We start from the raw sequence: 21,175 nt of genomic DNA on the forward strand, positions 1-21,175 counted from the left end.
AGCAAAGAGTGCCTTTATGTTCAAGCCTTCCAGCGCTTTTAGCGTCTAAACGGCGTCTTGCGCATTTCTAGGCAACAGATGCTATACTATATACATGAAAATTGTTGGCGGTGAATGGGAATGGGGAACAGTAAACTTACCACGGCGGAAGCGCTGAAATTTGCAAGACATGATTTTTTAAATGAACTTCAATTAGTCTTGCTCTATATCGATCTTGATAAACTACCGGAAGCAAAACAAAAGATCTTGGAAGCAACCAATCGTATGCGTGAAGTGGCATTATTAGAAAGGCTCGGACTTCCAGCCGTTGAGATATGGCTCACTACGTTCGACTGGCTATATGGTGCTTTTACAAAAACGATGACGTGTACAATAGCATCCGGAATCCGGGAAGCTGATGATGCGGCAGTTGTAACTTATTTAGAACGAATGTTTAGTGAAGCTGAAAAAACATTGGACCCGACTTCTGAGTACGAAACGCAGATCGATGTGCAGGCAACAGCCGAAAGTTGGTCAATTACGATTACTGTGCATGCCCACATGAAAAAAAATCTGTTAGAACCGGTGGCACTCGGAAACATTACAGTTGAAGAGACACTTTCGCAAAATCAATGGACGTTCACAATTAGTGGACAATAGGAGGAAAATAAATGTTTGTCGATCACGTAAAGATTTATGTAAAAGGCGGCGACGGTGGTGATGGAATGGTTGCTTTCCGTCGAGAAAAATATATCGCATATGGCGGTCCAGCCGGTGGTGATGGAGGACAAGGTGCTAACGTTGTTTTCATCGTGGATGAAGGATTGCGGACACTTATGGATTTCCGTTACCAACGTCATTTCAAGGCGCCACGCGGTGAGCACGGTGGCAGTAAAAATATGCATGGGAAAAACGCAACTGATGTAGTTGTCAAAGTCCCACCTGGTACGATTGTGACAGACGCAGAGGACGGTTCAATCATCGCTGACCTCGTTGAGCACGGTCAGACAGCAATCATTGCTAAGGGCGGTCGTGGAGGACGTGGGAATAGCCGGTTCGCAACTCCGTCAAACCCTGCACCTGAACTATCTGAAAAAGGTGAGCCGGGCGCTAATAAAGAAATTAACCTGGAATTGAAAGTGCTAGCGGATGCAGGACTAGTTGGCTTCCCAAGTGTAGGGAAATCGACGTTATTATCTGTTGTTTCCGCTGCAAAACCGAAAATTGCAGATTATCATTTTACGACACTTGTTCCGAATTTGGGCATGGTTGAAACGGATGATCACCGCGGCTTCGTGCTAGCTGACCTTCCGGGATTGATTGAAGGAGCGCACCAAGGTATTGGTCTCGGTCATCAGTTCTTACGCCATATCGAACGGACACGCGTCATCATCCATGTTGTTGATATGTCCGGCCTTGAAGGACGTGAACCATTCGAGGACTTCTTGACAATTAATGAGGAGTTAGAACAATACAACTTACGTTTAACAGAACGTCCGCAAATCATTGTTGCAAATAAAATGGACATGCCTGAAGCGGAAGAGAATCTAAAAGTCTTCAAGGAAAAACTGAATGACAGCAATGCACTCATCTTCCCAATTTCAGCACTCACAAGAACTGGACTTGACGGATTGCTACATGCGGTTGCAAATCTCCTTGAAACGACACCGGAATTCCCGATGCATGAAATTGAGGACGAAGACAAAGAGAACTCAGTTCTGTACAAATATGATGGAGAAGCAGAGTTGTTTAAAGTGGCGCGTGATGATGATGGCGCATTCGTATTGTCGGGCTATACAATTGAGCGTCTGTTCAAAATGACCGACTTCAACTTTGACCAATCCGTACGTAAATTCGCGAGACAATTGCGTGCTATGGGTGTAGATGATGAACTCCGTAAACGTGGCGCGAAAGATGGAGATACTGTGCGACTTCTTGACTTCGAATTTGACTTCGTAGATTAATCAGGTGGAATGAATGACTAAAAAATGACAAAAGCTACGCACGAAGGGGGATATCCTATGAAGCAGTTGGGGGAAGGTCAGTTTTATCTTGTAAGGGAAGACGTACTGACAGAATCGATGCTGAAAATGTTAGAAGCGAAAAGGCTTTTGGCAAGCGGAGAGGAATCGACGATACAAGATGCCACGAAGAGGGTAGGATTATCCCGTAGTGCATTTTATAAATACCGTGACACTGTTTATCCGTTCGAATCAATTGCACGTGAGCGTATCCTAACGATTTTCATTCAGCTGGAAGACCGGAAAGGATCGCTTGCGACATTGTTGCAGATTGTCTCTGAGTCAAAATGTAATGTCTTGACAATTCATCAGACCATTCCTGTTCAAGCACGGGCTAATATTACTTTGTCACTCGATGTAACAGAAATGATCATAAAAATGGAAGAGTTCCTGCAACGGTTGAAAGCACCTGACTTTGTCGATTCAGTTGTCTTAATCAGTTCAGGTGCACTCTGATGGGAGGATACTAGTATGGGAAATGAAAGATATACGCCGACTGTCGCTTATTTAGGGCCGGAAGCATCATTCACGCACGTTGCGGCAAGCACTCTTTTTGGAAATTCGGGATTGATACCTCAACCTACGATACCGGATTGTATAGAGGCTGTGGCGGAAGGGCGTGTCGCCTATGCGATTGTCCCGCTTGAAAATGCGTTGGAAGGATCCGTTCCGATGACCATCGATTACTTGTTCCATGGAGCAGATTTGTTCATCAATGCTGAAATATCGATACCAATCGAACAGCATCTTATGGTCAATAAAAAGCAAGTTCCTTTTATCACTGAAATCGAATCCATCAATTCCCATCCCCATGCCCTTGCGCAATGCCATAAATATTTGCAATACCATTACCGTCGTGTCCCGCTTATCCAGACGACCTCCACGGCGGCAGCTGCCAAATATATTTCCGAAAACCCGGAAGTGAAGGTTGCGGCAATCGGAAATAAGTTGGCGGCTGAAAAATATGGTCTACATATCGCAGAGGAGAATATTCACGATTTTCATTTTAACCATACGCGATTCGTCGTATTATCCCTGCGAAAAGAAAGTTTGGAAACAAATGGCCATTCTGCAAATCTAAAAACGACATTAATGGTAAAATTACCAGAAGATGACCGTTCAGGTGTGCTGCACCAGGTTTTATCCGTTTTTGCATGGCGCAGACTCAATTTAAGTAAAATTGAATCAAGGCCATTAAAAACAGGACTTGGCAATTACTTCTTCATTATCGATGTAATGGAATCCGAAGACCACCCGATGATGAAAGGTGCGATGGAAGAACTCAGCGCACTGAATTGTACTGCTCGTTCATTCGGTTCATATTTCATATACGACCAACTACCGTCACGTCATTCAATATGACAGTGATGGTTTTTTATTGGGAAATAAAGTATCCGCTTTTCTTAGTGTCTAGACTCCAGCGCCTAGCGCCTCGAGTCGCTTCAGTCCTTAAGTTAAAGGCAAAAAGCGCCTTTCACTTAAGGCACTCCAGCGCTTTTCGGGTCTACCAAGGTGCCTTCCGCTTTTCTTAGTGTCTAGACTTGAGCGCCAGCCCCTCGAGTCGTTTCAGTCTTACAGAAAAGGCATAGTACGCCTTTATCTTCAAGAACTACAGCAGGGAGGGATTGAACTCCATCCCTCCTACTTGTCGGGGCTAAACGGCGTCTTCCGCTTTTCTTTAGAATAAATAACCCACATCCGCATATACATGGCAAGAGAGGATATCTCGTTAAAGATGAGCGTCACACAGACGGGCGTCCGTTCATACGATGGATTGACGGAAGGGGGAAATTTTTAAGTGGAAGTCCATATTGTTGTAAAAGGGGATACGCTATGGAAGATTGCGCGTCAATACGGTATCCCGTTTGAAGATTTAAAGCGGGTGAATGCGCATCTTGCTAATCCAGATTATATTGTTCCTGGAATGAAAATTTTCTTGCCAAAAAGACAGCATAATGCTGAACATCCTGAAAAAGGGAAAGGGCCGGTGACGCCGCATCCTCCAAAGGGTACAAAACCGTCGCCGCCAATACCGGTGCCAAAACCACCAACATCAAAACCACCGACACCAAAGCCGATACCAGTCCCAATACCGCCAGCACCAGCACCGAGACCACCAGCACCAACGCCAAGACCGCCAACACCAGTACCACCATCCAAACCAACACCACCAAAACCAGCACCACCACCAGCAGTACAACCAACAGTGCCAGCTCCCATACCGTTACCAACGCCAACACCAACACCAATGCCGATGCCAATGCCAATGCATCCGCCACAAACATTTGCTCATCCGATGATAGGTATTCCGTGTGGGTGGATGCCGATTTTTGACGCAGATTGTTTCCCGTTCATGCATTCGGGGCAAATCCAGGCGATGCCAAGGCAAGAACAACCGATGCACCACGCTCCTTTACCATCGACTCAATTTCCGATGTATGAACAAGAATCACCGATTTTCTCTGGCCAAGGCCCTGCAACATCTCCTTTAGAAATACCTATGGTAGAAGGGTGGCAGTTGCTCGAATCGCCTGATTTTATGTTTGAAGAGACGGCTGAAATGGTTATGCAACCAGCCGCTGAGTATTCACCAGAGTATATGTATGAAGAATCACCTGAAATTGACCTGCAACCATCTGCTCCGTGTCCACCTGGGCCGGGCTACGTACCGCAGGCTATATCACCAGCTGTACAAGGTCAATGGAATCCCGGACAATTCGGTTATCCTGCAATGCCGCAACCAGGTTATCATCAAGGGTGTGGCTGCGAGGGTCAGCACCAACAACATCGTCAGCAAATGATGGTCCCGATCTTTTATGGTCATCCATGCAATTGCCCTTCATGCATGCAACAGGCAACTCCTTATTCTGGAATGCCTCCTAATCAAGGTTCCAACTGGTTCGGAGCGTATTGACCGGCATATGGCGCTGGATGGGAAATTAGAAAAAATAAAAGATAATGTGTGGAAGTTAGAGAGTGATGGCAAGCGCTTTTCGGTGAAACGATATCAGTCCAACTCCACCGCGATGAAAGTACAACGTGTACATGAAGCTCTTCATTCTGTTTCTTTCCCGCATATTGTAGATGTAGTGTCCCAAGAGAATCAACTGACGTTTGTTCAGCCATGGTTGGATGGTGCGAAGGCAGTCAACTTCAAGAAAAGGGCAGATCGGACGGATTCGCTTGCTGCTCTTCATGCACTTCATGAAACAAAAGCACAACTCGACTGGCACGCCTCACCCTATCTGCATCCGTACCCCCTTATCGCGAAGTGGGAAGACCGGATCAGCCGTTTCCGCGAAATTGGTGGAGAGTGTGAGGCGTATATTGGAAAAGGCCTTGTCGATGAAATCTTATTTTATGCATTGAACGCGATTAGCGCAGTGAAGAAAACTTATAAAGACAATCTGAATGGTACATTGCTTCACGGTGATGTCGTCCATCATAATATATTGCGTGATAGAGATGGCGTCATCCGTTTCATCGATTTCGATCTAGCGAGTACGGGGCCAGCCGGTACTGAAATTGCGCTCTGGATTCATCGAGTGTTGCCACAAATAGGATACGACATTGATTTTCTGTTTGATGAACAGCCGTCGCTTCGAAGACTGAATTATGCTTCCAAGACACTGCTTCTATTTCCAAATGAAATTCTTCGGGAATGGCTTCATTTCTTCACATTGTCACCGTCTGGAAGAGAAAGACAGGCGAAGCAACTGGTCCCCTTTACTGAGTCCGCACTCTCACATTGGCCAAAATTATGGTATGATGTAGAACGGATTAACACATAGGGGGTAAGGTTATGGCAGGGCATTCTAAATGGAAAAATATCCAAAACCGTAAAGGCGCACAAGATGCAAAACGCGGTAAGGTTTTCCAAAAGATGTCGAAAGAAATTTTTGTAGCCGCAAAAGCAGGCGGACCTGATGCAGAATCGAACGCATCTCTTCGTTTGGCTATTGAAAAAGCAAAAGGCGTTAATGTTCCAAACGACGTGATTAAACGTGCAGTCGATAAAGCGACGGGTGCTGGCGCGGATGAAAATTATGAGGAAGTAATCTATGAAGGATATGGTCCTGGAGGAGTGGCAGTACTTGTTTACTGCTTAACAGAAAACCGTAATCGAACTGCGCCGAATATGCGTGTCGCCTTCAGCAAAAACGGCGGTAATCTCGGTGAAAGTGGTTCGGTAGGCTATATGTTTGACCGAAAGGGACGTCTTTTCATCGAACGGACGGACAGTACTGATGAAGATGCAGTTATGATGGCGGCGCTTGAAGCAGGTGCAGATGATATTGAGTCGACAGTAGATGGCTTTGAAATTATTACGCAACCAACGGACTTTTTAACAGTGAAAGAGACCCTTGAAGCGGAAGGAATCGAATTCATTTCGGCGGACATCGAGATGATTCCTTCTATGTACACGGTCCTTAGCGAAGATGCTGAAGAGCAATTTGAAAAGATGCTCGAAGTACTCGAAAATGATGAGGACGTTCAGGATATCTACCATAATGCGGAAGACCAAGATTAAACCCTTTAAATAGGATTCATTCTAATATCCATCCACCGTTTAAGAATGGTGGATGGATATTTATTGTGATAGATGAACAGTGAAAATAATATACATATCAATCAGTAAACTAGTGTACAATCTAATTGTGTCTGTGCATCTAGAAAAACAGTAATTACGTAATAGGAGTCGTGGGAAGGTGATTTCTTTTGATTGAAACATTATTATTGAACTTTTTGTTTTTACTCTTTCCGATTCTGATTGCTGTAATTTTCATTGAAAATGGGTTGACTAATATTAATAAATATTTGCTTATGTTACTGTCCTCTGTGACGCTCGTTTTTTGTATGGCATTCCCAATTAAATTGGAGTTAGGATATATCGTTGATTTAAGATATGTTCCGTTTATTATTGTCGCCCTTTTTGGCGGATACAAAATGGCCTTTCCACTTTATATAATTCTAAATGTGTATCGGTTCTTTATCGGTGGAGATGGGATTTTTCAGTCGCTTGCTCTCTCGACGGCGGTCCTTATTTTGGTACCGTTATTAAGTGCGAAATTTAAGCAACAAAACTCGCGATGGCGAATTTTTATTGCAATCTGCGTCACTTTTCTTACTATGACGTATTACTTTTTCACATTGAGCTTTAAATTTCCGAAACTGACAAGCGAATTTTGGTACTTGGTATTTTATACGCTTAGCACTTATCTAATGGCGACCTTTATACTAATGGCTTTAATTGAAAAAATTATCTCTAACATCAAAAGGCGCGAAATATATGTGCAAGCAGAAAGAATGAGAGACGTTAGTCATTTTTCGGCAAGTATTGCTCATGAAATCAGAAATCCACTTACTGTAACACGCGGATTTCTCCAACTGTTAAATGAGTCCAAAACGATTAATGCGGATGAAAAAATATATATCGAATTTTCGTTGAAAGAATTAGGACGAGCAGAAACTATTGTCAGTGACTTTTTAACGTTTTCGAAACCACAATGTGAAAATATGGTTTTCTCTGATTTTGCAAAAGATATAAAGTATGTTGAGAATATTATGCAACCGTATGCGAAGAGGAATAGAGTTGAAATCCTTGTTCGTTCAACAAATACGCTGAAAGCAACATATGATGAAAATCAGATGCAGCAATGTCTCATTAATCTAGTTAAAAATGGTATCGAATCAATGCAGGATCACGGTGGTGTGCTTTATGTCGATGTGTCGGAACACAAGAAAAAAATCTTGATAAAGATTCAAGACAGTGGGAGCGGCATGACAAGAGAAGGGATTTCACAAATGGGAAAACCTTATTATTCTACAAAAACAGAAGGAACAGGCCTTGGAATGTTCATGGTTTATAGCACAATCAGGAATGTTAAAGGGGAAATTAAAGTGAAAAGTACGGTAGGGAAGGGAACAACTTTTCTGTTATACATACCTGTATAACTGTATTGATAAATAGTGTGGTAATTGCTATGATAAGTGTAATCTAGATTAATGTGAGTGAATGACCGATGACCGCCGATAAAGCGGTCATCTTTTCTTTTGCATACCAACCATCAATCAACTACGCCTGGTTATAATTATGTCCACTTTTTGAAATGGGCTTGCCACTGGATACGGTGTTTTCAGTCTGAGTTCCACTAATCAGCAGGAACTTCTGAAGATTCAAGTTAAAGGTAGAAAGTGCGTTCGTATGGTATAATCGGTTCTATATATAGGGGGAGAGTAGCGTGTACGACTACATAAAAGGGCAGGTCACACGTGTGACGCCTGAACATATCACACTCGAACAGGGTGGGATTGGCTGGCTCATCATGACGCCCAATCCGTATGCTTTTCATAAAACAGAAGAAATCCAACAAGTATTTACTTATCTGCATGTACGTGAAGATATTCAGTTGCTTCTTGGATTCAAATCCTTGGAACAGCGGGAGTTGTTCAAAAAATTGATCACGGTATCCGGTATTGGTCCAAAAGGTGCCTTGGCAATACTTGCTAGCGGCGTCCCTTCACAAGTAATTGGTGCAATCGAACGGGAGGATGAAACGTTCCTTGTTCAATTTCCGGGAGTTGGGAAAAAAACGGCACGACAGATGATCCTCGATTTGAAAGGGAAGTTGTATGATCTATTTAATGCGATGGACATGCCAGATGAGGATATCACACTTCTGACAATGGCGGAAAATGGTGCACTTGATGAAGCAATACTTGCACTAGAAGCACTCGGTTACTCACAGCGCGAGCTGACAAAAGTGAAACCTAAATTAGAAAAAGAAGAACTCGATACAGAAGGCTACATGAAAATGGCACTTCGGTTATTATTAAAACAGAACTAATTGTATGGATAAATTGAAGTAATGAATCCCGTGTTTAAACTAAGCGAAGGCGCCTTACAAGTGGTAGCCGTAGCGAATTCAATGGAATTCTTTATCTCAACATATATAGCAACGGCAGAAAGGGGGGCGGACAATGGAGGAACGTGTTATTTCCGGAGAAGCATCGGATTTCGATGAACGTTTTGAACAATCGCTTAGACCGCAATTTCTTAGTCAGTATATAGGACAGGAAAAAGTGAAGGAAAACCTCGGTATTTTCATCGAAGCAGCAAAAGGCCGTAGCGAAAGTTTGGATCATGTCCTATTGTATGGACCACCAGGTCTCGGTAAGACGACGCTTGCAACGGTCATTGCCAATGAGATGGACGTCAATATCCGCATGACCAGTGGCCCTGCAATTGAACGCCCTGGCGATCTCGCAGCGGTCGTTTCATCTCTCGAACCAGGGGATGTATTATTCATCGATGAAATCCATAGGCTGAACCGTACAATCGAAGAAGTGCTGTATCCTGCCATGGAAGATTTCTGTTTGGATATCGTTGTCGGAAAAGGGCCCTCTGCGCGTTCTATCCGACTTGATTTGCCGCCATTCACACTGATTGGTGCGACAACCCGTGCAGGAGCATTATCGGCGCCGCTACGTGATCGTTTCGGTGTTCCACTGCGCCTCGAGTATTACGAAGTTGCGCCGCTCAAGGAAATTGTCATTCGAAGCTCAGGCCTTTTTGAAGTAGCAATTGATGAACAGGCTGCAGTAGAAATAGCACGCCGTTCTCGCGGCACCCCGCGTATTGCAAACCGACTGTTGCGCCGTGTGCGTGACTATGCACAAGTAAGAGGCAACGGGAGCATTACAATGGAAATGGCAAATGAAGCACTAGAAATGCTGCAAGTCGATTCACGTGGTCTTGATCATATTGACCATAAGTTGATTACGGGAATGATTGAGCGCTTTCGTGGCGGGCCTGTTGGAATTGATACGATATCTGCAAGTATTGGCGAGGAATCGGTAACGATTGAAGATGTCTACGAACCGTATCTCCTTCAAATCGGTTTTATCCAACGGACACCGCGTGGGCGGATTGCGACTCGTCTTGCATATGAACATTTTGGCTATCCAATTCCCGAGCACAACGATTTCTAATTCAATTATAAAGGGAGAATTTATAGACGATGGATGTAAATGATTTTGATTTCGATTTACCAGATAATCTAATAGCACAAACACCGTTACTAGATCGCACAGCAAGCCGTCTTATGGTGCTTGACCCAAAAACAGGGGAAGTAGAGCACCGTCATTTTCGTGATCTTCTCGAAGAGCTAGAGTCGGGAGATATGCTCGTACTCAATGATACGCGGGTGCTGCCTGCTCGATTAATGGGTGTGAAAGAAGATACTGGAGCCATGATTGAAGTGTTACTATTGAAGCAAACGGCAGATGACGAGTGGGAGACGCTAGCAAAACCTGCGAAACGTGTGAAACTTGGTACGATTGTCACTTTTGGTGACGGACGTCTGAAAGCAGAGTGCACGGGGATTTTGGAACAAGGTGGCCGTACATTCAAATTTATCTATGACGGTATTTTTTATGAAATCCTAGATGAACTTGGGCAGATGCCACTACCACCATATATTACTGAAACGCTGGATGATCAAGCACGCTATCAGACTGTGTTCGCCAAAGAACGAGGTTCGGCAGCAGCACCGACTGCAGGACTTCATTTCACCGATGAAATCCTAGAAAGTATCCAGAATAAAGGCGTCAATATCGCATTCATTACACTGCATGTCGGTCTTGGCACATTCCGTCCAGTCAGTGCAGATACAATTGAGGATCACACGATGCATTCCGAATATTATCATGTCACTGAACAAACAGCGGATGCAATAAATGAAGCCAAAGCACAAGGTGGACGCGTCATAGGGGTCGGTACGACGTCTGCGAGAACACTAGAGACAATCGCTTCGGAAAATGCCGGTAAAATTGTGGCTTCAAGCGGCTGGACGTCGATTTTCATCTATCCAGGTTATACATTCAGTATTTTGGATGGACTATTAACCAATTTTCATTTACCTAAATCGACGTTGATCATGCTGATTTCAGCGCTAACAACTCGAGAACATATTTTAGCAGCATATAACAGGGCGGTTGAGGAAAAATATCGCTTCTTCAGCTTTGGAGATGCAATGTTCATAAAACCGTCACAAAGGAAGGAATCATAAAATGACAGCAGTTACATACGAACACATCAAAACTTGTAAACAAACCGGAGCACGTCTTGGAATCGTCCATACACCACACGGTTCATTTGAAACACCAGCATTTATGCCGGTTGGTACACAGGCAACTGTCAAAACATTATCACCTGAAGAGCTGAAAGAAGTCGGAGCAGGCATTATTTTAAGTAATACCTATCATCTGTGGCTTCGTCCGGGTCAGGATATCATTGAAGAGGCAGGCGGACTACATAAGTTCATGAACTGGGATAGACCGATTCTGACCGATTCAGGCGGTTTTCAAGTGTTTTCACTAAGCGAATTCCGTAAAATCGAAGAGGAAGGTGTCCATTTCAGACATCATTTGAACGGTAGTAAATTGTTCCTTAGCCCCGAGAAAGCGATGGAAATTCAGAATTCACTAGGCGCAGATATTATGATGGCTTTCGATGAATGTCCGCCGTTCCCTGCAACGCGTGAATATATGAAAGCCAGCGTTGAACGGACATCTAGATGGGCTGAAAGATGCCTAGGAGCACATGCACGTCCGGCAGATCAAGCACTATTCGGCATTATACAAGGTGGCGAGTTTGAGGATTTACGTGCTCAAAGTGCAAAAGATCTTGTGTCACTTGATTTCCCAGGTTATGCAATCGGCGGCTTGTCTGTTGGCGAGCCGAAAGATATTATGAACCGTATCCTTGAACACACAACACCGCTTCTACCACAGGACAAGCCGCGTTACTTGATGGGTGTAGGTTCGCCTGACTCACTTATTGACGGTGCTATCCGCGGTATAGACATGTTTGACTGTGTCCTACCGACTCGTATTGCTCGAAACGGTACGCTTATGACGAGTGAAGGACGTTTGAATATCCGCAATGCGAAATTCGAGCGTGATTTCCGTCCTCTTGATGAAAAATGTAGCTGCCATGTCTGTAAAACGTACAGCAGGGCTTATATTCGCCATCTTATCAGAGCGGATGAAACTTTCGGAATCAGGCTGACTTCTTATCATAATCTCCACTTCCTACTTAATTTAATGGAGCAAGTAAGGGATGCAATTCGCCATGATCGACTGGGAGATTTCCGTGAAGAATTTTTTGAGAGCTACGGATTTAATAAACCGAATGCAAAAAACTTTTAAATCTAGTATAATGAATCTTGATTGAAGGGGGGATATATATATGGGTTCATTAACACAACTATTGCCATTCGTTGCGATGTTCGCAGTGATGTGGTTCTTGCTAATCAGACCGGCGCAAAAGAAACAGAAAGCGACGAAGCAGATGCAAGGAGATTTGAAACGTGGAGATAAGGTCATCACAATTGGTGGCATTCACGGCACGATTGACGCTGTAGATGATTCATCGGTTTTTCTTAAAGTTTCTGAAGGCACGACACTTCAGTTCGATAGACAAGCTGTTGGACGTGTAACAGAATCAATTTAAGTATTGTAAGAATTTGAAGAGGCGATTGGCTGAGTGGGAAATATCCCATTCAGGCAATCGCCTCTTTTTCCGTACTTAACGTGTATATAAGCAGAAGTGTAAAGGGCATCCTTTCGTAAAAGGGGTAGATCTTTATGAACGATTTATTAATTATCGGTTTTAGGACGGTATTTCTTTATGTGCTCATCTTGATCATCTTACGGATTATGGGTAAACGAGAAGTCGGCGAGCTGGGTGTAATCGATGTTGTGGTCTTCGTCTTTATGGCAGAGGTTGCTGCATTTGCACTCGATTCCCCCGACAAAGATCTGATTCAATCCGTCATACCGATGCTTATTTTACTCGTCATTCAAGTCGTTTCTTCTTATTTTTCAATGAGAAGTAAGAGGTTTAGAGATATTGTCGATGGTGAACCAACACTTATTATTAGGCACGGTAAAATAATTGAGCATGAAATGCGGAAACAACGTTATAATCTTGACGATTTATTTCAGCAACTTCGTGAACAACAGATTGGCTCTGTTCATGAAGTCTCATTCGCTTATTTGGAACCATCAGGAAATTTGTCCGTCTTTAAACACGACAGTATCCAACCTGTACTTTCGCTTATTTCCGATGGTGTTATCCAAGGTAAACATCTTGAACTTATCGATAAAACCGAAGAGTGGCTTTTAGAAGAACTACTGAACCTCGGAATAAATGATGTTGAACAGATTTTCTATTGTTCATTTGAAAATGATGGACTGAAGTTTCAGTTGAAAGAGAGTTATCAATGACTTTTCAGTAGTCTCCTGAACAGAAACAGATCACTTTTTTTAACTTGACCCGTCAAAATAAGTATCACAAGAAGGAAAACACTTGTGATTGCACATTCTGTGAATAAACCAAAATCTCCAATTGGGATGAAGATTGGTCGCATAATACAGGTCATGATAAATGAAGCATAAGGCAGAGCAAATATGGTGAAGCCGGAAGCGGTCGATTTGTTTTTCCGAAGTGTTGCTATATGAAGGAATGATGTAATAAGCACGCCAAAGCCGATCGCAAGGACTGCCCCTGTCACCTGTAAACCAGGCTGGGAAGCGAGGATGAACATGACCGCCAGTTTAGCAATACCACCATATACGGAGTTCATCATCCCTGCCTTGGCATCGCCCGTTGCTTGTAAAATTGAATAGAGCGGGCCTTGGATATAATAAAAGAAAAAAACTGGAGCAAGTAACGCCATATAGGAAGCACCCTGGGTGACATGGAATAACTTTACTGCCAAATCCTCACCGTGAATGAAAAACACAGTTGCTGCAAACGTACCTGTTAAAGCGGACAGGCGGAGCGATAGATGAATTCGTTCTTTCAGTTTTCTCGTATTATTTGATGCGACTGCTCCGCTTACGGCGGGCACTAGGACAACAGACAAGGCATATGGGATGAACGCCGGAAATAGGAGCAACGGGACAAGGACACCGGATACAATGCCGTACAACGTTGTGGCAGCTACAGCTGAAACACCTGAAAATGCGAGTGCTCGGAGGAAGATAATCGGCTCAAGGAACCAAGTGAACGTACCGAATAGGCGGCTACCAGACGATGGCAAAGCGATGGCTAGCAAAGGTTCCATTGGATAGCGCTTGAGTTTCTCCTGCTGTTTTGGTATTCGCTTCTTTTGTTGACTATATTTGAACAACAAATAAAGGACGGATAGCATTTCCGCAAGAAGCGTAACGCCCATCGCATAAGCGGCACTCAGTGCTGTATTATCAGCTACGAGGAGATGTGGTAATAGCCATGTGATTAACGTGATACGGCATATTTGTTCTATGATTTGTGACCATGCGGTTTCTTCGATTCGTGCGATACCTTGGAAATATCCGCGGATCAATCCCCCTATAGCAGCGATAGGTACGATTGCGATTCCGACATACAGTGTGGTGGATGAAGCAGAATTACCGAGAAGTGTTTCAGCTAAGTAGGGAACGAACAAAATAGAAGCTGGAATGAATACTACTGCCGTCAAGATAGTGATGAAGGAAGCTGTCTTCATAAGAGAAGGGATTTTTACGGATTGCCCTTTCGCTTCGAGTTCGGCAATCACTTTGGCTATGGCAATCGGTACACCAAGCTGAACAAGTGACAGGAAAAAGATAAAAGCGGGATAAGCGGTCATGTAGATGCCGACCGCCTCTTCGCCTGCAATCCGCATGAATTGAATCCGGAAGACGAATCCTAAAAGCTTGGTTAGGAAGACGGCAACCATCAGTACGACAGTTCCGCGGATGAATGAAGACAATTTAAACAACTCCTTCTCAATTCCGGTCATTTCGTATACACTAAACCTATGCAGAAATATCCATACTTACGACTGTCCAGGAAAGGGATGGAAAAGATGCCAAGACGATTCGGACAACTGTTCACACATATGCTGCCTGCAATTGAAAGCAAAAAGACTGAATTTCATCTGTACGGCTATACAACAGTAACCGAAGAGGACATTTGGACATTTTGCGTCCAGAAGAAATGGCGTAAAAAAAATATCGAGGACATGGGGATGCATGAAATTGCAAATGGAATCCTCAAAATCTCACCAGCAGAATATATGACGTTTACACAGATTGAAGAACAACGTGGTGCAAACTGGTTTACCGACTTGAACAGTGAAGAACTTCAAATCTTACTGACACCACATAAATCGAAAAGTGAGTTATGATAGAGTCAAACGTGACAATTTGACACATGAATGACTGTGTTTCATAATAGACATATTGTGTTTTTATAATTGTGTAGTATTCAGCGCCTAGTTGTTGCGGGGCGCTGTCGCTATTCTCGGAGTATGTACATAGATAAATGTCGTACAGTTGCACTCCATATTTAGAGGGGGAAATTGGATTATGAAAAGAAGAGGACGGATCGTAGCGTTTCTATTATTAATCGTCGTGTTTGGCTTGACGATTGGAACGACTGCGAAACCGGTAGTGAACGATGTAAAACTGGGTCTAGATTTACAGGGCGGCTTTGAAGTCCTTTATCAAGTTGAACCTTTGAAAGACGGCGCCCCAGATATAACAGAAGAAATGGTTAAAGATACAGCGAATGCACTAAGAAATCGGGTTGACGTACTTGGGGTAAGTGAACCAAGTATCCAAATCGAGTCGGGTAACCGGATTCGCGTGCAACTTGCGGGAGTCGAGGACCAAGAATCAGCTAGGGAGCTACTTTCGACTCAGGCAAATTTGACGTTCAGGGATGCCGATGACAATCTCCTTCTAGACGGAAACGACTTGAAAGAGGGGAAGGCCAAGGCTAACTTTGGCGAAAATGGTAACCCGGTTGTTACGCTTGAAATGAAATCACCGACTAAATTCGGTGAAGTGACAACATCAATCTCACAAAAAAAACCAGAGAACGTAATGGTCATCTGGTTAGACTTCATAGAAGGTGAAGATTCATTTAGAGCGGAAGTAACGAAAGAAAAACCTAAATTCGTTTCCGCACCCTATGTGGCAAACCCGATTAACTCATCAGACGTTGAAATATCGGGATCATTCTCTTTAGAAGAGACGAAAAATCTTGCTGGAATATTAAACGCAGGTGCATTACCTGTTAATCTTAAGGAAGTCTACTCGACATCAGTCGGCGCGCAGTTCGGTGAACAAGCGCTTAACAAGACAATTTTTGCGGGAGTAATCGGTATCTCGCTTATCTTCCTATTCATGCTTGTGTATTACCGCCTGCCAGGTTTTGTGGCAGTTATTACATTGTCGGTTTATATTTTCATCATTTTGCTCGTCTTCACGCTGATTAATGGTGTGCTTACGCTGCCTGGTATTGCGGCACTCATGCTCGGGGTTGGAATGGCAGTCGATGCGAATATCTTGATGTATGAACGGATACGAGAAGAATTACGTGTTGGTAAATCTATCAAGACATCGTTTATGGCAGGAGCGAAAAATTCTTTCACCGCCATTCTAGATGCTAATATCACGACGCTTCTTGCAGCAGTTGTCCTGTTTATATTCGGGACAAGCTCAGTGAAAGGCTTCGCAACAATCCTTATCATCAGTATTCTAGCCAGCTTCTTGACGGCTGTATGGGGCTCTCGTATACTCTTGGGTCTTCTCGTCGATAGTGGTGTGTTTGATGGGAAAACAGCATGGTTCGGCATTCCGAAAAGTAGGGTTCATGCACCCGAAGAAAATATTGAAACATTGGAACTGACAACGAAATTTGATCGTTTCGATTTCGTAGCTTCGCGCAAAAAATTCTATGCCATTTCAGCAGTATTGCTAATTAGTGGTGTCATTGCGCTTGGAATCTTCAAGCTGAACCTCGGTATTGATTTCTCGAGTGGTACACGTGTTGAAGTGCTTGCAGACCATCCAGTGACGAAAGATGAAATATCTACTTATCTAGATGAAATCGGGCACCCTTCAACTGATATCGTTATTTCTGGCGATACGGGGAATATGGCTGTCATGCGTTACGTAGATGAGTTTAAACAAGAAGAAGTCAACAAATTTAAAGCTGATCTTGCAAAAGAGTATGGCGAAGATCCAAATATATCAACTGTTTCACCAACAGTTGGTAAGGAACTTGCGAAAAACGCCATTAAAGCATTGCTTATTGCCATGCTTGGTATCGTTATTTACGTTGCACTTCGTTTCGAATGGCGTATGGGGGTCGCGACCATCGTCGGACTTCTCCACGATGTGTTCTTTATGGTAGCAGCAATTAGTCTTTTGCGTCTAGAAGTCGACATCACCTTCATCGCCGCCGTGTTGACGATTGTTGGTTATTCCATCAATGACACGATTGTGACATTTGACCGGATACGGGAAAATATCAACCATCGAGGTCGTATCGATGATGTAGCAGAACTGGCGGATATCGTTAACAAATCATTGCGTCAGACACTTGGACGTTCTGTAAATACGGTACTCACTGTTATCATTGTCGTAGTAGCGCTTATGCTATTCGGTGCAGAATCAATCCGGACATTCTCAATCGCACTTCTAATTGGATTGTTTGCGGGAACTTATTCATCGATTTTCATCTCAGCTCAAATCTGGTTTGATCTGAAGAAACGTGAAATCAATGAAAAAGGTGCCATTAAAGTCGAAGACAAGAAGAAACAATGGGGTTCAGACGAACCTATCGTTTAACACCTATTATGATAAGTTTCGGTTATTCATGGAACAGGGTATACTTTATGTATACTCTGTTCTATTTTTTTCTTAATGAAAGGGGAAAACTATATGAAGTTTCAATGGAATTTGTTGCTAGGTCTATTATTCGCCATTATTATCGCCATCTTTGCTGTCTTTAATGTTGACGCGGTACAAGTCAATTATGTGTTTGGCAAAGCACAGTGGCCACTCGTTCTTGTTATTTTAGGTGCAGCTCTTCTTGGTGCTGTAGTCAGCGGGTTTGTCGCGATGTTCCTGTCATTTCAATCAAGCCGCCGCATAAAAGAACTTATGAAAGAAATGACCACCAAAGAGCTTACAATTGCAGCACAACAGAATGAAATTGCGGAACTGCAAAAGTACACAGCCTTACCATCCAATGATGAAGTAATTATCGAAAATAAAAATGTATAAGCAAAGAGCGTCTTCCAGCTATTAATACAGGGAAGATGCTCTTTTTTGTTAACGAATTTAGTGCAGACTTCTACTTCAGGGAATTTTAGCAGTCTTTTCTTTTAGAGTCGGAGCCCATCCGTTATAATGAATGTAAGGATGTGAAGGAATTTGATCGAATCAATGAAAAGATGGAAAGTGGAACGGCCGGATGAAGAAATTGTAGCAATGTTGATAAAGGATCTCGGTATTTCATCTGTCCAGGCAAAAATACTTACTTCAAGGGGAATAATAGATTCCGGAGTGGCAAAAGATTTTTTACATATGGATGCATCTAGCATGCATGACCCTTTTTTACTATATGATATGGACAAAGCGGTGTCGCTCATAACAACAGCAATCGCTTCAGATAAAAAAATTGCTGTTTATGGCGATTATGACGGTGATGGTGTGACGAGTGTGACGGTCCTTACAACGGCTTTGGAGCGAATGGGTGCAGATGTGTTCTATGCGATACCCAATCGGTTCCAGCACGGCTATGGACCGAATAAAGACCTTTTTTTGGAGCTATACGAAAAAGGGGCCTCGCTTATTATTACTGTCGACAATGGCATTTCGGGTGTTGATGAAATTGCATATGCGAAATCACTCGGAATGGACATCATCATTACAGACCACCATGAAATCGGAGAAGTGTTACCAGCAGCAGATGCCATCATCCATCCTCGACATCCAGAAGGGGAGTATCCGTTCGGAGAGCTTGCTGGGGTTGGTGTAGCATTCAAACTTGCGTGCGCATTACTTGAAGATGTTCCGGAAGACTTATTTGAACTTGTTGCTATCGGGACAGTTGCAGATTTAGTTCCGCTTCGCGATGAAAACAGATATTTCGTCAAAGAGGGCATCAGGCAGATGCGTGTTTCAAAACGTCCTGCAATCCAGGCGCTCGCACGCATCGCTAGCACTGAACAAGCAACACTTTCAGAGGAGTCAATCGGATTTATGATTGGGCCTCGTTTGAACGCAGCTGGGCGTCTAGGCGATGCTACCCCGGCAGTTCAACTATTGAAAACAGAAGACGCGACGCTGGCGACAACATTGGCAAAAGAACTTGACACGCTGAATAAGGAACGACAAGCGATTGTAGCTGAAATAGCTAAAGAAGCGGAAGACATGATATTAAAAATGTATGGTGATACAGTTCCGCTCGTCTTCGTTATCGGAGGAGAAGGCTGGAATTCTGGTGTGGTGGGAATCGTAGCGTCAAGATTAACTGAGAAATATTACCGTCCGTCAATTGTCTTGTCGATTGACAGGGAAACAGGAATTGCGAAAGGATCTGCAAGAAGTATTGCTGGTTTTGATATGTTTGCCGAACTAACCAAAAATGCACAGCTTCTACCTCACTTTGGAGGTCATCAGATGGCGGCGGGAATGTCTCTTGCAGTGACAGACGTTGTTACGCTACGTGAAAACCTGAATAAACAGGCAGTTGAGGTGTTGACTGAAGAAATGTTGACGCCTGAAGTTCGTATCGATGTTCCGTTGTCAATTAGTGAAATTGATGTTAGCGTTTTGGAATCATTGGAACTGCTGCGTCCATTTGGAATGGCTTTTGAAAAGCCTGTTTATATGATCGAAGATATTACAGCCACGACTGTGCGGAAAATTGGTGCGGCAAAGAATCATATGAAGCTGGAATTAGCGGATGAGGATGTTTCACTTGATGCCATTGGATTCGGACTGGGTCCTATTGCGGACCAACTGACACCGGGTGTAAAGTTGTCGGTTACGGGCGATTTGCAGGTGAATGAATGGAACGGTAATAAGAAGCCGCAGTTATTAATCAGCGATATCCGTTCTGATGATTGGCAACTGTTCGATTTGCGCGGCGTACGCGAAGCAACAAGATGGCTACCAACCATTCCGTTAGACGATACAGTGTTTGTTGCTTTCCATGAACAAACGGTGACACATTTTCAATCATCCATGAAGGGGATTGATATTACTCTATTTGGACAAGAAGCAATAGCGAAGGCTGAAAATCTCGTCCTTCTAGATATACCGGATGATGTTATCCAACTTGAAGAACTTGTAGGTTCTGTCCATCCTGACCGCGTCTATGCACATTTCCATGCTTCCGAATCAAGGTATTTTGATGGGATTCCTGATCGTGAGCAGTTTGGCTGGTATTACAGTTTCTTGAAAAAACGTGAGAAATTTGACTTCGTTACGAACGGTGCTCAGCTCACAAAACATAAAGCATGGAAAAAAGATACGGTTTATTTCATGTCAAAGGTGTTTTCTGAGCTTGGATTTGTTAAGATTGAAGATGGTTTTGTTTCCGTTCAGGAAACAGCCGGTAAACGCGATTTGACGGAAGCACCAGCTTATAAAGAGCGCGAACGTCAAATTGAGCTTGAGAAAAGACTGCTATATGCGCCTTATATGGAATTGAAACAATGGTTCGATACTGTGCGAAATGGAATTGTCGACAGGGAGGAACACTAATGGATTTGAAAGAATATGTGACGATTGTACCGGATTATCCGAAAAAGGGAATCAGCTTTAAGGATATTTCAACAATCATGGATAATGGTCAAGCTTATAAATTTGCAACAGATGAAATTGTTAAGTTTGCGAAAGAGGTTAATACTGATATAATTGTTGGCCCTGAAGCGCGTGGATTTATCATTGGTTGCCCAGTTGCCTATGCACTGGAAGTAGGATTTGCTCCTGTCCGTAAACCCGGAAAGTTGCCAAGAGAAACAATTGAAGTCGAATATGATCTTGAATATGGAAAAGATACATTAACAATTCACAAAGATGCCATAAAGCCTGGTCAACGTGTATTGATTGTCGATGATCTTCTTGCGACAGGCGGTACGGTGGGAGCGACAGTCGAGCTAGTTGAAAAACTAGGCGGAGTTGTTGCGGGCTGTGCGTTTATCATAGAGTTATCGTATTTAAGCGGTCGTGAAAAATTGCAAGGTTATGACATGCGTTCACTGATCACATATTGAAAAAGGTCCTCCGCGATAATAAGCGGGGGATCTTTTCATATGTTCAGAATGAAGGTGCGAACC

The 21,175-nt window shown here is 43.4% G+C and carries 20 protein-coding genes; 19 read left to right on the forward strand and 1 reads right to left on the reverse strand.

Annotated elements, in window-relative coordinates; translation table 11 throughout:
• The first annotated feature begins 120 nt into the window (after positions 1 to 120).
• From ACGLYD_RS05765 to ACGLYD_RS05830, 14 genes are all read left to right on the forward strand, one after another.
• On the forward strand, positions 121 to 639 hold the full coding sequence (locus ACGLYD_RS05765) for a Spo0B domain-containing protein (RefSeq protein WP_067208162.1): 519 nt from the start codon (positions 121 to 123) through the stop codon (positions 637 to 639).
• 11 nt (positions 640 to 650) lie between these two features.
• Entirely contained in the window at positions 651 to 1,943 is a 1,293-nt protein-coding gene (gene obgE / locus ACGLYD_RS05770; protein WP_067208165.1) for a GTPase ObgE, read from the forward strand.
• A 57-nt stretch (positions 1,944 to 2,000) separates the two neighbouring features.
• On the forward strand, positions 2,001 to 2,456 hold the full coding sequence (locus ACGLYD_RS05775) for an ACT domain-containing protein (protein ID WP_067208168.1): 456 nt from the start codon (positions 2,001 to 2,003) through the stop codon (positions 2,454 to 2,456).
• A gap of 15 nt (positions 2,457 to 2,471) precedes the next feature.
• Positions 2,472 to 3,362: a prephenate dehydratase gene (gene pheA / locus ACGLYD_RS05780; RefSeq protein WP_067208171.1), complete on the forward strand. Its 891-nt coding sequence runs from the start codon at positions 2,472 to 2,474 to the stop codon at positions 3,360 to 3,362.
• Positions 3,363 to 3,798: 436 nt separating this feature from the next.
• On the forward strand, positions 3,799 to 4,914 hold the full coding sequence (locus ACGLYD_RS05785; protein WP_399631857.1) for a LysM peptidoglycan-binding domain-containing protein: 1,116 nt from the start codon (positions 3,799 to 3,801) through the stop codon (positions 4,912 to 4,914).
• 7 nt (positions 4,915 to 4,921) lie between these two features.
• Positions 4,922 to 5,791 (forward strand): phosphotransferase, encoded by an 870-nt coding sequence (locus ACGLYD_RS05790; protein ID WP_067208177.1) that lies wholly within the window; start codon positions 4,922 to 4,924, stop codon positions 5,789 to 5,791.
• Between the two features lie 11 nt (positions 5,792 to 5,802).
• Positions 5,803 to 6,531, forward strand: a complete 729-nt coding sequence (locus ACGLYD_RS05795) for a YebC/PmpR family DNA-binding transcriptional regulator (protein WP_067208179.1) — start codon at positions 5,803 to 5,805, stop codon at positions 6,529 to 6,531.
• A 188-nt stretch (positions 6,532 to 6,719) separates the two neighbouring features.
• Positions 6,720 to 7,955 (forward strand): ATP-binding protein, encoded by a 1,236-nt coding sequence (locus ACGLYD_RS05800; RefSeq protein WP_354314540.1) that lies wholly within the window; start codon positions 6,720 to 6,722, stop codon positions 7,953 to 7,955.
• Between the two features lie 287 nt (positions 7,956 to 8,242).
• On the forward strand, positions 8,243 to 8,848 hold the full coding sequence (gene ruvA, locus ACGLYD_RS05805; RefSeq protein ID WP_187047470.1) for a Holliday junction branch migration protein RuvA: 606 nt from the start codon (positions 8,243 to 8,245) through the stop codon (positions 8,846 to 8,848).
• A gap of 133 nt (positions 8,849 to 8,981) precedes the next feature.
• Entirely contained in the window at positions 8,982 to 9,992 is a 1,011-nt protein-coding gene (gene ruvB, locus ACGLYD_RS05810) for a Holliday junction branch migration DNA helicase RuvB (RefSeq protein WP_187047471.1), read from the forward strand.
• 29 nt (positions 9,993 to 10,021) lie between these two features.
• Positions 10,022 to 11,071, forward strand: coding sequence for a tRNA preQ1(34) S-adenosylmethionine ribosyltransferase-isomerase QueA (gene queA / locus ACGLYD_RS05815; protein ID WP_067208188.1), 1,050 nt, complete (start codon positions 10,022 to 10,024; stop codon positions 11,069 to 11,071).
• 1 nt (position 11,072) lies between these two features.
• The gene (gene tgt / locus ACGLYD_RS05820; protein ID WP_067208191.1) at positions 11,073 to 12,212 is read left to right on the forward strand and encodes a tRNA guanosine(34) transglycosylase Tgt; all 1,140 of its coding nucleotides are present in this window, start codon (positions 11,073 to 11,075) and stop codon (positions 12,210 to 12,212) included.
• A 40-nt stretch (positions 12,213 to 12,252) separates the two neighbouring features.
• Positions 12,253 to 12,516 carry a preprotein translocase subunit YajC gene (gene yajC, locus ACGLYD_RS05825; protein WP_067208193.1) on the forward strand — a complete coding sequence of 88 codons (264 nt, stop codon included), beginning with the start codon at positions 12,253 to 12,255 and terminating at the stop codon, positions 12,514 to 12,516.
• Positions 12,517 to 12,650: 134 nt separating this feature from the next.
• Complete coding sequence (locus ACGLYD_RS05830) at positions 12,651 to 13,292, forward strand: DUF421 domain-containing protein (protein ID WP_067208196.1); 642 nt, start codon at positions 12,651 to 12,653, stop codon at positions 13,290 to 13,292.
• On the opposite strand, the gene ACGLYD_RS05835 is transcribed toward ACGLYD_RS05830, so the two are convergent.
• Positions 13,286 to 14,803: an oligosaccharide flippase family protein gene (locus ACGLYD_RS05835; RefSeq protein WP_354314538.1), complete on the reverse strand. Its 1,518-nt coding sequence runs from the start codon at positions 14,801 to 14,803 to the stop codon at positions 13,286 to 13,288. The genes ACGLYD_RS05830 and ACGLYD_RS05835 overlap by 7 nt on opposite strands.
• Positions 14,804 to 14,899: 96 nt before the next feature.
• Here ACGLYD_RS05835 and ACGLYD_RS05840 point away from each other — a divergent pair, with 96 nt between their 5' ends.
• The 5 genes from ACGLYD_RS05840 to ACGLYD_RS05860 all read left to right on the forward strand — a co-directional run bounded on the left by ACGLYD_RS05840 (position 14,900) and on the right by ACGLYD_RS05860 (position 21,112).
• Entirely contained in the window at positions 14,900 to 15,220 is a 321-nt protein-coding gene (locus ACGLYD_RS05840; RefSeq protein WP_067208200.1) for a post-transcriptional regulator, read from the forward strand.
• Between the two features lie 181 nt (positions 15,221 to 15,401).
• Positions 15,402 to 17,672 carry a protein translocase subunit SecDF gene (gene secDF / locus ACGLYD_RS05845; protein ID WP_067208203.1) on the forward strand — a complete coding sequence of 757 codons (2,271 nt, stop codon included), beginning with the start codon at positions 15,402 to 15,404 and terminating at the stop codon, positions 17,670 to 17,672.
• A 93-nt stretch (positions 17,673 to 17,765) separates the two neighbouring features.
• Positions 17,766 to 18,110 carry a lipopolysaccharide assembly LapA domain-containing protein gene (locus ACGLYD_RS05850; protein WP_067208205.1) on the forward strand — a complete coding sequence of 115 codons (345 nt, stop codon included), beginning with the start codon at positions 17,766 to 17,768 and terminating at the stop codon, positions 18,108 to 18,110.
• A gap of 150 nt (positions 18,111 to 18,260) precedes the next feature.
• Positions 18,261 to 20,600 (forward strand): single-stranded-DNA-specific exonuclease RecJ, encoded by a 2,340-nt coding sequence (gene recJ, locus ACGLYD_RS05855; RefSeq protein WP_399631867.1) that lies wholly within the window; start codon positions 18,261 to 18,263, stop codon positions 20,598 to 20,600.
• Positions 20,600 to 21,112: an adenine phosphoribosyltransferase gene (locus tag ACGLYD_RS05860; protein WP_067208211.1), complete on the forward strand. Its 513-nt coding sequence runs from the start codon at positions 20,600 to 20,602 to the stop codon at positions 21,110 to 21,112. The genes recJ and ACGLYD_RS05860 overlap by 1 nt, the downstream gene beginning before the upstream one ends.
• The last annotated feature ends 63 nt before the right edge of the window (positions 21,113 to 21,175 follow it).

The sequence above is a fragment of the Sporosarcina sp. SG10008 genome (assembly GCF_044569405.1).
GTDB classification, from domain to species: domain Bacteria; phylum Bacillota; class Bacilli; order Bacillales_A; family Planococcaceae; genus Sporosarcina; species Sporosarcina psychrophila.